Source organism: Bacillus sp. S2(2019), from assembly GCF_005144805.1.
In the GTDB taxonomy this organism is placed as follows: Bacteria; Bacillota; Bacilli; order Bacillales; family Bacillaceae; genus Bacillus; species Bacillus altitudinis.
On record NZ_SWFL01000002.1, the window covers coordinates 438,574 to 453,309 of the forward strand.

The 14,736-nt window shown below is 40.4% G+C and carries 14 protein-coding genes; 2 read left to right on the forward strand and 12 right to left on the reverse strand.

The features are described 5' to 3' along the window. Positions 1-97 precede the first annotated feature (97 nt). The 5 genes from comFB to degS form a co-directional block, all read right to left on the reverse strand. Positions 98-391 carry a late competence protein ComFB gene (gene comFB, locus FBF75_RS07395; protein ID WP_035701582.1) on the reverse strand — a complete coding sequence of 98 codons (294 nt, stop codon included), beginning with the start codon at positions 389-391 and terminating at the stop codon, positions 98-100. A gap of 64 nt (positions 392-455) precedes the next feature. Continuing rightward, entirely contained in the window at positions 456-1,835 is a 1,380-nt protein-coding gene (locus FBF75_RS07400; protein ID WP_136944704.1) for an ATP-dependent helicase ComFA, read from the reverse strand. Positions 1,836-1,954: 119 nt separating this feature from the next. Beyond that, the gene (locus FBF75_RS07405) at positions 1,955-2,797 is read right to left on the reverse strand and encodes a DegV family protein (protein WP_024719242.1); all 843 of its coding nucleotides are present in this window, start codon (positions 2,795-2,797) and stop codon (positions 1,955-1,957) included. A gap of 211 nt (positions 2,798-3,008) precedes the next feature. Next, positions 3,009-3,698 (reverse strand): two-component system response regulator DegU, encoded by a 690-nt coding sequence (degU, locus tag FBF75_RS07410; RefSeq protein WP_008348273.1) that lies wholly within the window; start codon positions 3,696-3,698, stop codon positions 3,009-3,011. A 64-nt stretch (positions 3,699-3,762) separates the two neighbouring features. Continuing rightward, the gene (gene degS / locus FBF75_RS07415) at positions 3,763-4,938 is read right to left on the reverse strand and encodes a two-component sensor histidine kinase DegS (RefSeq protein ID WP_035389673.1); all 1,176 of its coding nucleotides are present in this window, start codon (positions 4,936-4,938) and stop codon (positions 3,763-3,765) included. Positions 4,939-5,159: 221 nt separating this feature from the next. On the opposite strand from degS, the gene FBF75_RS07420 reads away from it, so the two are divergent. After that, positions 5,160-5,828: a YigZ family protein gene (locus tag FBF75_RS07420; protein WP_017357860.1), complete on the forward strand. Its 669-nt coding sequence runs from the start codon at positions 5,160-5,162 to the stop codon at positions 5,826-5,828. Continuing rightward, entirely contained in the window at positions 5,813-6,910 is a 1,098-nt protein-coding gene (locus tag FBF75_RS07425) for an LCP family protein (RefSeq protein WP_007499958.1), read from the forward strand. Before FBF75_RS07420 ends, FBF75_RS07425 begins: the two co-directional genes overlap by 16 nt. A gap of 37 nt (positions 6,911-6,947) precedes the next feature. On the opposite strand, the gene FBF75_RS07430 is transcribed toward FBF75_RS07425, so the two are convergent. The 7 genes from FBF75_RS07430 to tuaD all read right to left on the reverse strand — a co-directional run bounded on the left by FBF75_RS07430 (position 6,948) and on the right by tuaD (position 14,672). Next, a complete protein-coding gene (locus tag FBF75_RS07430) occupies positions 6,948-8,015 on the reverse strand; it encodes a glycosyltransferase family 4 protein (protein ID WP_007499956.1) in 1,068 nt (355 codons plus the stop codon). A 134-nt stretch (positions 8,016-8,149) separates the two neighbouring features. After that, positions 8,150-9,397, reverse strand: a complete 1,248-nt coding sequence (tuaH, locus tag FBF75_RS07435; protein ID WP_099496874.1) for a teichuronic acid biosynthesis protein TuaH — start codon at positions 9,395-9,397, stop codon at positions 8,150-8,152. Further along, positions 9,366-10,121 (reverse strand): teichuronic acid biosynthesis protein TuaG, encoded by a 756-nt coding sequence (gene tuaG, locus FBF75_RS07440; RefSeq protein WP_008348281.1) that lies wholly within the window; start codon positions 10,119-10,121, stop codon positions 9,366-9,368. Before tuaG ends, tuaH begins: the two co-directional genes overlap by 32 nt. 24 nt (positions 10,122-10,145) lie before the next feature. After that, positions 10,146-10,823 (reverse strand): teichuronic acid biosynthesis protein TuaF, encoded by a 678-nt coding sequence (tuaF, locus tag FBF75_RS07445; protein WP_017368144.1) that lies wholly within the window; start codon positions 10,821-10,823, stop codon positions 10,146-10,148. Positions 10,824-10,884: 61 nt separating this feature from the next. Beyond that, positions 10,885-12,351, reverse strand: a complete 1,467-nt coding sequence (tuaE, locus tag FBF75_RS07450; protein ID WP_099496875.1) for a teichuronic acid biosynthesis protein TuaE — start codon at positions 12,349-12,351, stop codon at positions 10,885-10,887. A 39-nt stretch (positions 12,352-12,390) separates the two neighbouring features. Beyond that, on the reverse strand, positions 12,391-13,320 hold the full coding sequence (locus FBF75_RS07455; RefSeq protein WP_017357857.1) for an NAD-dependent epimerase/dehydratase family protein: 930 nt from the start codon (positions 13,318-13,320) through the stop codon (positions 12,391-12,393). Positions 13,321-13,334: 14 nt separating this feature from the next. Next, positions 13,335-14,672 carry a UDP-glucose 6-dehydrogenase TuaD gene (tuaD, locus tag FBF75_RS07460; RefSeq protein ID WP_108611025.1) on the reverse strand — a complete coding sequence of 446 codons (1,338 nt, stop codon included), beginning with the start codon at positions 14,670-14,672 and terminating at the stop codon, positions 13,335-13,337. Positions 14,673-14,736 lie beyond the last annotated feature (64 nt).

Sequence of the window (14,736 nt, forward strand, 5' to 3'; positions counted from 1 at the left end):
TGGTTCTTACATGCTACACATAAACGATCTTCATTTAATAGTAGGAATGATTTCCATGTAAAAGCAGCCACAAAATGGCTCTCACAAATTGGACAAATCAACGATTTTCTTTGTTCAACGGCAAATGATTTTCGCACCTTGGATATGTAGTGACCGTTGAAGCAGCTTCTGTCAGAATGACGAGCATCGCCGTATTTTTCTGTTTATCCACCATCTCGGATTTACTGTAGGATATTTTATCGATATCTGTTATATATTGCGGTTTCACTTGATTTAGAGAAATGGCTAATACATCTTCTATACATTTTTCACAATGACAAATCATGTTTAATTGGTTGAGATATTGATAGAGAATTTCTTTAAGTAGTATTTCTTTTGCGTTGAGTAGCATATTTTGTCTCTCCTGCCATTTGTGTTTTGTGAATATAATGTACCATGATTTAGTTGAACCCACACTATTTTTCAGAAAACTCTTTTTCAGCTGAATTATTCATTTTTACGATATGTTTCTTTGCTTGTTTCATACTTCTCGTTAAACCAAAATGAAAAAAGTACACGTCTCCGTTAAAAAAATCTGGATGTCTCCCTGCTCTACCAGAAATTTGGACAAGTGCACTTTCTGTAAAAATAGGAGATTCCGCACCTAATACGCCCACTTGAACATCTTGGATGGTAACGCCTCTTTCTAGAATAGTTGTTGTAACCAATACATCGTACCTATGATCTCTGAAATGCTGGACTTTTTGCTTCCTTTCTTGATCATCCGCAGAAACACCCTGTACATTCACATCTTGAACTTGAAGAATATGAGTTACCTTCTTCATAGTAGAAATAGAAGGAACAAAGAGTAACACTCTTTTTTTCTTTGTGATATGTTCATGCAGCCAGTTCATTGTAGATGCTGGAAGCCGATTTCTTTTTAATCTCTTTTTCCAATCTCCAACCCATTGAAATGTTGGGACAGGCAACGGTTTTTGGTGGAAGCGCAGAGGAATTTTGATCGCTTCTAATTGTCTACGAGCAACATCCTTTTGCATTTTTTTAGATGGTGTGGCACTTAAGTAAATTCTAACTCCTGTTTTTTTCATTGATTTTAAAACAGCAAACTGAAGCCGTTCATCCATTGAATAAGGAAAAGCATCGACTTCGTCTACAATGAGGACATCAAAAGCGTTTTTATATCTCATTAGCTGATGAGTTGTAGCGATCATAAGCGGTGCCATTTGAAATCTTTGAGAACTCCCGCCATAAAGTGCAGCTATATTCAGTCCTTGAAATGCCTTTCTCATTCGAGGTTCAAGCTCAATTACAACATCGGTTCTAGGCGTCGCAATACAAACACTCATTCCGTTATTTAACGCATATTTTATTCCGTGAAAAAGCACCTCCGTTTTCCCCGCACCACAAACAGCCCAAACGAGCAGATCAAATTTGTTTTGGATTGCTTCTACTAGCCTATCGGACGCTCTCTTTTGCCCTTTAGAAAGCTCTCCCTGCCATGTTAATTCAACTTGTCTTGTTTCTTTCTTTTGTGGACCCGTCCATTCGTAGAGAAAGCCACATTCACTTACTTTTCCCAGCATGATGCAGGATCTACAGTATACACATTCTTTTTTACATGTTTCACACGGAGAGAGGGCAAAGTAGCGCTTGTTTGATACACCGCACCGGCAGCAGATCAAACCACTCGACACCCTATCGACAGCAGGTGTTCTATGGATAAATCTTTGATTCTCCAGCCACTCCAATTCGGACTGTGTACATTGACATTCAACAGGAAGAAGGTGCCTTGATTGTAGCTTGTGACTGAGTTCCATTGCTTTTTCCAGATTCAATTTCACGCACTACCTTTCCATTCATGTTGACCCATTATGTACAAAGAGAAGACCTTTCGTCTAATTGTAAAAATAGAAAAACAAATCCCCTTTTCCATGAGAAAAGGGGATTTTGATATCTACCTGATGATCCAGCCAAGTGCTAAAGAACCTTCGCCTAGATGAGTGCCAATCACGGCACCAAAGTAGCTTTTATAAAATTCAACATGAGGATACTTTTCTAATAAGTGCGCAATTAATTCATCTGCTTCTTCTTCTCTATTACCATGTATCAGAGTTGCTCTCATTGGAACACCACGTGATGCATCTTCATCAAATAATTCAAAAATACGTGAAATGGCTTTTTTGCGTGTACGAATCTTCTCAAAAGGGACAATTAGCTTGTTGTCAAAATGCAAGATAGGCTTTACCTTTAAGAGGCTTCCAATAAAAGCCTGAGCACCATTTAATCTGCCGCCACGTTGTAAATGAGTTAAATCGTCTACCATAAAATAAGCTCTTTGATTTTCTTTCAGATAATTGAGATGGGAAATCACTTCTTCTGGAGAAGCACCACCTTGGATTTTTTCAGCAGCTTCTAACACATAAAAACCTTGCGCCATACAGCTAGTCTCTGTATCAAACGGATAAATGTCGATTCCGTCAACTAGTTCATTCGCTGAGGCCGCACTATTGTATGTTCCACTAATTCCGCTTGACAGATGTATACTAATCACAGCATCATATGTTTCACTAAGTTTTTCATATAATTCTATAAGTTCACCGAAAGCAGGTTGAGAGGTTGTTGGAAGATCTTTATGTTTCTTGACTTCTTCATAATATGTCTTCCAATCCATTTCTACTTCTTCACGGTATGATTCAGTACCAAAGATGACATTCAGAGGGATCATATGAATATGATGTTTATCACGTAGTTCTTGTGGTATATAAGCAGTACTGTCTGTTACAACGGCTATTTTCATTCTTAAATACCTTCCTTATCCGTTAAGTTGCTTTTTAAAAAAGAATGATCATTGTTTTTCACTAGATTTATAATACTAATCAAAAAAGCTTGCCTAATCAATAGGCAAGCCCGCTATATCCGAAAAAGACTCCTTACCTGCCTATCATTGCTCTCTAACTTGAATGTGAGAGAACTAAAAACAGGCGAAAAAGGAGTACTTGTCCGGAACATTATCTCATTTCTACCCAGCCGTTTTTAATTGCTACAACAACAGCTTGAGTACGGTCATTTACATTCATTTTTTGCAAAATGTTACTCACGTGGTTTTTGACTGTTTTCTCACTAATAAAGAGCGACTCACCAATACCTCTGTTGCTCTTTCCGTCAGCTAACATTTGAAGAACTTCACATTCACGTCTTGTTAAGATATGAAGTGGTCTGCGAATTTCAGGATATACCTCGTGCTGTGGATGTGCTGAAACGCCGCTTGTTGCTAAGCGTCGGAATTCATTTACTAAGTTATGAGTGACTTTCGGATGTAAATAAGAGCCTCCGTCAGCTACTACTTTTACTGCTTCAATGAGGGTATCTGCATCCATTTCTTTTAACAAGTAGCCTCTTGCTCCTGTTTTTAATGCGTGTGTCACATAGTTTTCATCGTCATGAATAGATAGGATAATGACTTTTGATTCGGGATAAAGCTCTACTAGCTGTTTTGTAGCCTCCACACCATTTACATTCGGCATATTAATGTCCATAATGACAACATCCGGATGATAGTGTTCTACGATACGTGCAGCTTCGTCACCGTCGTCTCCTTCTGCAACTACTTCAAAAGTAGGTTCAAAATCTAAAATCCGTTTGACACCTTCACGGAATAATTGGTGGTCATCGATAATTACAATATTTACTTTAGTCACAAGCTACGCCTCCCCATGTTTATTGTTCTACACCTGAACTTTATGGTCAATATGTCTTTTGTCTCTATTTTACAATTTTATTTTGTAATGTTAACGGTACTCTAATCATGACGAATGTCCCTAGACCTATTTTTGAGTCTATGGTCATTTTACCTTCTAGTAAGTCTACGCGCTCTTTCATACCAAGTAACCCAAAGGATTTGTTTTTATTTGTTTTAACATCCTTCATATCAAAGCCTTTTCCATCGTCTTTGATAATTAAGGTTACAAAGTCTTTCGTCACTTCAACCTTCACAGAGATTTCTTCAGCTTCAGAATGCTTTAAAGAGTTTGTGACAGCTTCTTGAGCTAGTCTAAATAGTGCCACTTCAAATTGAGAAGCAATTCTTTCGCTTTCTGTATCACCTATGCACTGGAACGTAATTTTGGTTTTTCCATCATATTCTTCAATTGTGTTTAAGTATTTTCGAAGTGTCGGAATGAGACCCAAATCATCTAAAGCCATCGGTCTTAAATCATAAATGATTCTTCTCACTTCGTACAGTGCATTTCGCACATTCTGTCTTAGACTTCTAATTTCTTTAAATCCTTCTTCTGTTCCACGGTCTCTAAAAATTCGTTCAATTAGTTCTGAACGCATCATCACGTTTGCCAGCATCTGAGCAGGTCCATCATGGATTTCTCGTGATACCCTTTTGCGCTCTTCTTCCTGGGCTTCAATAATTCTTAGTCCAAAATCTTGTTTTGCCTGAGCATCTTCAAGTAAAACACCGACCTGACGTAAATCTTGGTTCAAGTAGTTGAGGACGACCGTGATCTGGCTCACAAGCGTTTCTGAACGTTCAATGACGTCTTGTAAGCTTAACAATCGTCTTTCGAGATCATCTCTTCTTTCCCTCAGCTGTTTTTCGCGCTGCTGGATCATGGTCAATTCTACTTGCAGGTTATGTGCTTTTTCATAGGCTTCTCGTATTTCTTCTTCGCTGAATTTGTTGAAGTTTCTGCTGACTTCAGATAAACGATTTCTAGCATGTCTCGTATGTACTTCTAGTTTATCCCCAAAATCAATGACTTCGTTGACTTGCTGTTTAATTTGCTTAAGCTCTTCTACCAGGCTTTCATATTGTTGACGGGACTGTTCGCCGATTCTAAATACTTCGTCCTTACTGCCATCAACTGTACTTAGCATTTTCATGATGATTGAATCCAATAACTTCGGATCCATTTTAGGTGTTGTCATGGCTTTTCCCTCCCGTAACAGTGATGTCATCTTTTTTTATTATAAATGTCATTGATCTGCATTTTATGTCGAATTATAATGAAAGAATGCGTATAAATCATGAAATTTTTATGACGACCCTTTTTCCGCTCCTATCATCATAACAAAATACGCTTTAAAATTCTAAAACCAATGCAAATTTTCTCTAGCCTTACAATTTGCTTGTCAGGAGGGTATGTCTTTTGCTGAACCGCTATCTCACAGTCAAAAGCCGTGGCGAGCATGAGATCGTCATTGAAAAATCACGTTTTATTTGTCATATACAACGTGCTGTCTCAGAAGAAGAAGCACAAGCCTTTATACAATCCATAAAAAAACAACATTGGAACGCCACTCATAATTGTTCCGCCTATTTGATCGGTGAACATGATCTGATTCAAAAAGCAAATGATGATGGTGAACCAAGCGGTACGGCAGGGGTACCCATGCTTGAAGTGCTTAAAAAACGCAAGCTGAAAGATACAGTTGTTGTCGTCACTCGTTATTTCGGCGGTATTAAGCTAGGTGCCGGTGGATTAATTCGCGCGTACGGAAAATCTGTGTCTGAAGCAATCAATCATGTTGGTATGGTAGAACGCTGTTTAATGCGTACGATGCACACAACAATAGATTATACATGGCTTGGAAAGGTAGAGAATGAGCTTAGAGCCTCATCTTTTCAGCTAAAAGACATCCATTATGCAGAAGATGTGATTTTTGAAACGTATGTAGAAGAAACACAAACAGAGCAGTTCATTGAATGGATGACTGAGTTGACTAATGGAAAGAGTGTTACTAAAGAAGGCGAATTGATTTATTTAGAAAAGGACGTTGGTCCGATAAAGGAGACAGATGAATGGCACAACGAGTAAAAGTGCGTGTACGAAAGAAAAAGAGTAAGAAGAAAAAGATTTTCAAACGGATTCTGGTCTTATTTTTGCTTCTCTTCATCTGCATGGGCGGATTTGCAGTTTATAAGATTGTGAATACACTCCAAGCTGCTGACAAAACTTATGATGAATTAGAGCGTGGGGAGAAATCGAAACTCCGTGATGCTGTCATTGATATAAAGAAAAAACCTTTCTCTGTCCTATTTGTTGGTATAGAGGATTACGCCACAAATGGTGATCACGGCCGTTCAGATTCACTCATCGTCGCAACGATTAATCCTCAGGATAAAACGATGAAAATGGTCAGTATCCCCCGTGACACACGAGTACAGCTTGCTAGTGACACAACGGGAAATAAAGTAAAGATCAATGCGGCATTTGCTAAAGGCGGTAAAGACGAAACGATTGAAACTGTCGAACAATTCTTGCATATCCCAATTGACAAATATGCAACAGTGGACTTTGACGGTTTTAAGGATGTCATTGATGAAGTTGGGGGAATCGATATAGACGTTCCATTTGACTTCAATGAAAAAAGTGACGTCAAAAAATCGAAAAAGATTTACTTTAAAAAAGGGAATATGCATTTAAACGGGGAAGAGGCACTTGCTTATGCGCGAATGAGAAAACAAGATCCACGTGGTGATTTCGGGCGTAACGATCGTCAGAAACAAATCTTACGTGCCATGATTGATCAAATGGCGAAACCTCATAACATTGCAAACGTGGATAATATCGCAAAAGAAGTAAGTGATCATATAACAACCAACTTCCGCATCACAGAAGGACTTGCTCTACAGCAAATTTACAGTGGTTTCAAAGGAGACGATACTGAAACACTATCTATTAAAGGATCAGACCTTTATTTAGGACCAAATCGAACATACTTCTTTGAGCCAGATCAAACCAACTTGGCTGAGGTGCAAAATGAGTTAAGGACGCATTTAAAGCTTCCTGCTGAGTCATCGTCCTCAACTGAAACAAATACACAAACCGATTCATCTTCTGATGCAACAGGGTCAGCCGATACCCAGGCCCCTTCGACCAGCACATCAGGACAATAATAGGAAAACAGCCCGTTCCTTGGAAGCGGGCTGTTTTTTATTGTCTTTTGACCATACGTTTGTAGAATTTCGTAAATGGTTTAAACTCTTCGTTCACCAAACCAGTGACTTCAGCGATAACTTGCATAAACATGACCAGTAAAAAGATGATGATCAATGACAGCCAAATGGTGGCACTTGTCAGCAAAATCGCGCTTAAGCTGAAGACTAAACCAATCATGTAAATCACAATCACTGCCATTCGATGTGATAAGCCAAAGGCCATCAGTCGATGATGGATGTGTGATTTGTCAGGTGCTGAGATAGGCTGTTTATTCAATATTCGTCTTATGATCGCAAAGGTCGTATCAAAAATAGGCACACCTAAAATAATTACAGGGACAACAACACTAAACAAAGTAACACTTTTGTACAATCCTAAAAGTGACAGGACCGAGATCATATAGCCTAAAAATAACGACCCTGTATCACCCATAAATATTTTTGCTGGATGGAAGTTATAAAAAAGAAAACCGATGGTACTGCCAATGACGACAAGAGATAACGAAAGAATCAGGATCTTGTCCGCAGAAAATGCCATGACGGCAATCGTGGTTAAACCGATAACCGAAATTCCGGCAGCCAGTCCATCTAATCCGTCAATTAAATTGATCGCATTTGTAATCCCAACAATCCATAGTACAGTCAGGGGATATGCCATCCATCCTAACTCCAGTCGATCTGTTAAGAAAGGAACAGAGAAAAAGTCCATTTTTAAGCCCGTGCTCACGATTAAGCAAGCAACGAGAACTTGCACAAGAAATTTAAATTTTGCACTTAAATTATATTTATCATCAAATATACCTAAAATGACGATGAGTACAGCGCCAACTGATATAGCTGTAATTTTATTATGTAGAAACAGCCCGCCTGCTAGTGCTCCAGCCGCTACCCCAATAAAAATCGCCAAACCGCCCATTCGAGGCATTACTCTATCATGAACTTTTCGTTTATTCGGCTGGTCCACTGCACCAATCTTAATTGCAAACTTTTTGACGATTGGTGTCACAATTAAAACTGTAGCCAGAGAGACAAAAAACGCTAATAAGGCGCGTTCGTAATCCATAGGTCAGTCTCCTTCTAAATTGAAATCTGTATTTTGTATATTGGCCGCTCTTTCCATTATACAATTGAATATAGGATGATCACAAGCTCCCCCTAAGAAGAAGAAACAAATAAAAACGCACAATCCTGAATGAATTATGCGTTTTCTTTAATATTCGTTAATTCCACCATGTTTGTGAACAGTGCGTGCCAATCTTTTTTCATTGCCCGGCTTTGTCTTAGATGTCTGCATGTCATGTCATCTTTTTTACTGATCACTTTCTGGCAGGCTTCGACGAAGAGAGCTGGATCTTCGCCCTCTACATATTCATACACATCATTCTCTTTTAGCCTTTCCGTTGATGGAAGATTTAAACCAACAACAGGGATTCCGGCAGCTAAAAATTCATACAGCTTGAGCGGAAAAACCGCTTGATTGTAAGGAGACTGTTTGTATGGCATCATCCCTACATCAATTAATTTCATATAAGCAGGCACTTCTTCTGGTGCGACTGCTCCTGTCCATATGACATTGGGCAGTTTGAGTGCATGCTGAAAAAATGGATCTCCATTCGTTCCATCCGGACCGACAAATAAAAATGTCCAATCTGGCTGCATGCGAGCAGCTTGAGCGATCATGTCAAAATCGAGCTTCGGCTTGATCCCACCTATAAAGCCAAGAACCGTTCCCTCTCTTCCCTCTAGCACGTCTTCCCTGCTAGGGAGGTTGCTTTTTGCAAACACATCATACTCGACGCCATTTTCTACTGTAAAGACATCTTTCGGTTCACCCATGAGCCTTTTTTTGATTTGATCATGTAAGTATTGTGAAGAGCATGTAATGCTGTGTGCATATTTAATAATGCGGTTTTCAGCTTTTACAATGACTCGCTGTCTCATATAAGAGAGAATGTTGTTTTTTCCGCTGATGGGCTCTCCCCACAGGTCACTGCAATCATACACAATATGTTTCCATTCAAATAAAGAAGATAAGAGCGGAAATCCCGGAAACGTATACCATAAACAGACGGCTATGCCCTGCTTTTCTTCTTGACGCAAATGCTCAAGAAGAGGAGATAATTTATGAAAATAAAACATATCTTGATAACGGCCAAAGCGAAAAAACTTGCTCTTGAGCACATCAGGAATGGTCATTTGCTTCATTCGATCCGTTATAGGCTGAAAGGGAGTTGAATGACGAGTGGAAGATGGGCATACCCAGATGACCTCTTTCGTTTCTGGATCAGATGCAAGAAATTCCGCCAGTCGATGCCGTCTGTACCTTAAGCCATCGTGGCCCCATTCTCCCGTTGCGACAATCACATGTATGATCGAGTCTGCTTTCACCTTTATCACCTTTTTTCCCTTCTGTTTATAAACGCTTTTTGACAGCATTTGTGGCATAGTGCATAAAACACCAAGATGCTTTCACAAAATGAAGCTGCTCAATTTCTCTATAGACAAACCATGTTTTTTTCGCTGCTTTCCACTTGTTACTAGAAATCGAGTTTCCCACGATGCGATATTCACTGAGCGGCTCACTCATTCCATAGGCAGTAAATCCTTTTTTTAAAATAGAGAGCCATGTGGCTAAGTCCTGCCTTGTTCGAATGTTTGGCATTTCCACGTGTCCTACTTGTTGAAGATCGAGCATCACCGTCAAACAGCCGATAATCGTATTTTTTAAAGCTTCATTGTAGTTCAACTGAGCCGGCGCTGTGACGGTTTTTTGTAACGGCTCTCCATTTTCTGAAATGATGTCATATGCCGTGAAAGTAAAGGCATGATCATTTTCTAACATAAACTTGACCTGCTTTTCGAGCTTTGTCTGTTTCCACATATCATCGCTATCTAAAAAAGCGATAAAGCGGCCTTTCGCCTGTTTGATGGCTGTGTTTCTAGCAATAGCGGCTCCCCCGTTTTCCTCTAAATAAATGACGTTGATTCTGTCGTCCGTCTGACTTAATTCCCCTAACAACTTCCTTGTGCCATCTGTTGAGCAATCATCTGCAATGATCAGCTCCCAGTTGGAATAGGTTTGGGCAAGGACGGAATGAACTGTATCCGTTAAATAACGTTCCGCATTATACGCCGGTGTAATAATTGATACTAACGGTTGATTGTTCACCTAAGACTCATCTCCAGTTCATCATTAAGATTCTTTGAACACTTCAGGTAACACCACAAACATAAGCGAGATGCTAAGGCCAATGACAAGTCCAAGCAGTGCTCGTTTTTTCGCTGACATCCCTTTGTTCCCTTCATCAAGTACTTGGGCAGGATCGACAATCTTTGCCTGCTTCATCCCGAGCTTTGTCGATTCCAATTCATATAAAAATCGTTCTTTATCGACTTTGGAGTCATTGCTGACAGATTCATCTTCAAGAGCGGATAGTCTTCTTTCAATGACTTGCTGTCTTTTCGTAAATAAGGCTTTGTCCTGCTTTAAAAATGTATCTGACACTTGTTTCACTACCGCCAAAGCTCGAGCTTGATCAGCATCTGTAAACGACAACTGCAATTGTGTATCGGACTGGTTCGTGAGAATCAAACGATTTTTCACATCCTGCCTTTCTTCTTCCTTTACATCACGGAGTGCTTGATTCAGAAATGCATCACTTTTTAATAGAGATGTCACTTCTTCCATATTGTTATACACACCGTCGTCATATTTCCCAAGCGTCAAGGTCACAGCAGCTGTGTAACTAGACTGTTCTACTGTCCCCTTGGCAAAAAAGAAACCAAAAGCAGCTAATGCGACAGGCAGCAGCACAAGCCAGACGATATATTTTTTCATTCGCTTCCCTATTCTTAACATAAAACCAGACATGCTCATTCTCCCAACATTGACGTATTTGCTTTTTCACTAGTGTAGCCATACAAACTCAGCATCACACGTTTGCCCACGGCTTGAAGCGCTGTTTATTTTTCATGATATTGACCGCTGCGATCACTAGACCTAGAAACACCCAGTGGAAATATAAATTCGAGACCGAACTCGGACTGATACTTGAGACGAGAAAGCTCAGCATGGCAGCAAATAGACCTTCAATGATCATCTTGGCTGATCTCGTGTCAGCCAATTGGTATTGTTTGTACAGTGAGAACATGAGATAGGCATACACTGAGATATAACCTAGCATGACGGCAAACCCAAAATTCGTCATCACCTCTAGCAGCCAATTGTGAACTTCCACGACCTGATCTGTATCAAAGATAGAAAAGTGAGCTAAGTAATAAGACACATTGCCCGCTCCGACTCCGAAACCGTATGAATTCGTAAAGAAATGCCAGGCGTTTTTAATTAAATTCGCCCGGGCAATGTTGGACGGGAGTGGTTCGCTAAAAGAATGAGCGACCTGAGAAGCGAGAAACAAGTCATCAAAGACAGAATAGATTTTGGCTGAAAAAATGGCGATACAGATGATACCAAGCCCGCCTGCTGCCATGATGGACCACTTTTTTAAAAAGCGAGGCATCAGTAACCATACATAGATTGCCGCTCCAGCTAATATGCCGAGCAAACTGGCGCGCGATTCTGTTAACAAAATAAGATACAGCGCTAAGATGGCTCCTAGTAATCCGAACGCTTTGATATAACCATTTTTCATTTGGCGCATACACGCCACATATAAGAAAAAGCTAATAGATAAAAACGTCGCAAAGTCATTTTGGTTAAAGAAGACAGCCGTAGGATAGTGCTGTTTGTACGCTGGTCCAAGATACAATGAGGTATTCGGTAAATGATTCAAGGTCAAGTGATTATAGAACCCGATTCCCATCACAAATACAGTCATGACTAGCCAAATACTATAAAAAGTCACGATCTGATCCATTCGCTGAATGTACATGACCACAAGAAAGACAAAACCCATTCCCATCGCAAGAAGAGACATATATTTCAGGCCGTCTGTGACCGAATGAGCCCAAAGCAGTGAGATGAGCCCGTAAAAAAACCATGCAGCGAAAAAACCAAGAATGCCTTTAACACGAATTTGCTGCCACTGGGATATGTACGTTCCTTTGTCTCTCATCCGCCATATGAATAAAGCAAAGACAGCCAAGAGCATGATGCGGTAGAGAAAGAGACTAAAGAACCCAACACTAATAGAGAAAAAAGCATTATTGAGAAATGTTAATGCAATTAAAAGGTAAATGGCTGACATGAATATGTGTTCACCATTCATGTAGAGCTTCATATATATAGCAGCCACCATGAGCACCACAATCAAAACCGGAATGACCACCATCTTCTTTAACCCGATAGACTGTGCGGATGCCATTTGTACAAGCCCGATACCTGCTATTAATAAAATACATCCGATTATGATTTGCCATGCTGTTTGTTTCACACTCATACCCATTTTCCTCCTAAGCAACCCATCCGATTTGAGGGATTAAGCCTTTACTTCCTGTTCATAGTAGGAAATGGTGCGAGCCAAACCTTCTTGTAAAGTCACTACAGGCTCCCATGTTAAGACTTGTTTCGTTTCCTCATTTTCCAATGTACTATGCACAATATCTCCTGCGCGCTGAGGCTTATAAATCGGTTCAAGATCTGATCTCGCGACTCGCTTCATCGTTTGAAACAGCTCATTCACCGTGATGGAATGACCACATGAGATATTTAAACAAACGTTTGATTGAGCTGTTAAAGCTGCAACATTCGCTGCGGCTAGATCGCCTACATAGATGAAATCTCTTGTTTGTTCCCCGTTTCCGAAGATGAAAGGTGCCTCATGTTTTGCAAACTTATCAGAAAAAATTGAGACAACACCGCCTTCACCAAGTGCGTCTTGGCGCGGACCATATACATTGCTGTACCGCATAATACAATAGTCCACATCATAGAGTGATTTTGCCATCTCTAAGTATCGTTCAACTGTCAGTTTCGACAAGCCATAAGGTGAACCAGGCTGTAGCGGATGAGCTGTGTCGACCGGCAGATAGACTGGGTCTCCATAAACTGCTGCCGATGAAGCAAACACCACTTTCTCTACCCCGGCTTCAGCCGCTGCTTTGATCACATGCAGCGAGCCTTTAATATTGACCTCTTCGTCGTAGACGAAATGTTGAACCGAAACGGCTACACTCACTTGCGCTGCAAGATGAATGATATAATCTGGTGCAATGTGTTTGATCAAATCGACCGTTTCTGATTTTGTGACATCTGCTTCAATGCATTGTACGGATAGATGAGCGATATTTTCCTTCGATCCAGTTGAAAAGTTATCAAGAACGATAGGCTCATATCCTTTCTCTAATAAAGCCTCTACCGTATGAGATCCTATAAATCCACTTCCCCCAGTGACCAATACTTTCTTCATCCAAGTTCCCCCTATTATTGTGCCTTCGATACCAATTCTGTTTCCCATACGCCTGGGCGGCCGATGGACTGGTAAATAAATCCTCTCTCTTTCATTTCTGCTGGATCAAACAAATTCCTTCCATCAATTAAAATGGGAGAACGAAGCAGCTGCTTGATCTGATCTTTATCCATCTTCTGTACGTCATCCCATTCCGTTAAGATGAGACAAGCATCTGTATCTTTCACTGTTTCATAGAGATCATTGCTGAAGACCGCCTGCGGGCCAAGCTCTCTTTCTGCTTCTATATAAGCAATTGGATCATAGGCTTTGACAAAAGCTCCGAGCTCTCTCAGCATTGGGATAATATCTAGTGCTGGTGCTGAACGCATATCGTTTGTATTTGGTTTAAATGCGAGCCCTAAAACGGAAATCGTTTTTCCTTTAATATCACCGAACACACTCATCAGTTTGCTGACAAGATGGGCTCTTTGGTGGTTGTTTGTTTCAATGACAGATTCGATCAGCTTGAACCGGTAGCCAGCTGTTTCGGCAATTTTGAGAAGAGCCATCGTATCTTTTGGGAAACAAGAACCACCAAATCCAATGCCTGCTTTTAAAAATTTATGCCCGATCCGGCTGTCTAACCCAACGCCTTCGCTGACTTTTTCCACATCAGCACCAACTCTCTCGCAAATGTTCGCAATGTCATTGATGAATGAGATTTTTGTGGCGAGCATGGCATTTGCCGCATACTTAATCATTTCTGCACTTTCTAGATTGGTCTCAACCACTTCTGTTTGAAACGGATCATGCAATTTTTTAATGATCGTGGATGCATCTGCACTTGTAGAGCCAATCACCGCTCTCTCCATATTCATCGTATCTTGAATAGCTGAACCTTCCCGCAGAAACTCTGGATTGGAGACGACGTCAAATGGATATTTACTGCGTGAAGCCTTTTGAACAATGGCTTGAACAAGACGTCCTGTTCCAACTGGCACTGTGCTCTTATTCACGATGATTTTGTAGCCATTCAGGTGTTCCCCAACCGTTTGAGCCACAGCTTTCACGAATGTTAAATCCGCTTCCCCCTGAGGTGTCATTGGTGTTCCTACCGCAATATAAATAATCTCTGATTCTCGAATTGCAGCGGGAATATTGGTTGTAAAACACAATCTTCCCTCTTCTGTATTCTTCTCAATCAATTCCTTTAAGCCCGGTTCATAAATTGGAACGAGACCGCTTTTTAAGCTGTTGATTTTTGATTCGTCGATGTCACAACAAATGACGCGATTTCCGATATCAGCAAAACAAGTACCCGATACTAACCCGACATATCCTGTTCCAATCACAGCAATTTTCTTCAACATGTTTCATCCTCTCAGTAAAAGCATATTGGTCGTTCCAAACTGTTTATCTATCAGTCTTTGCACA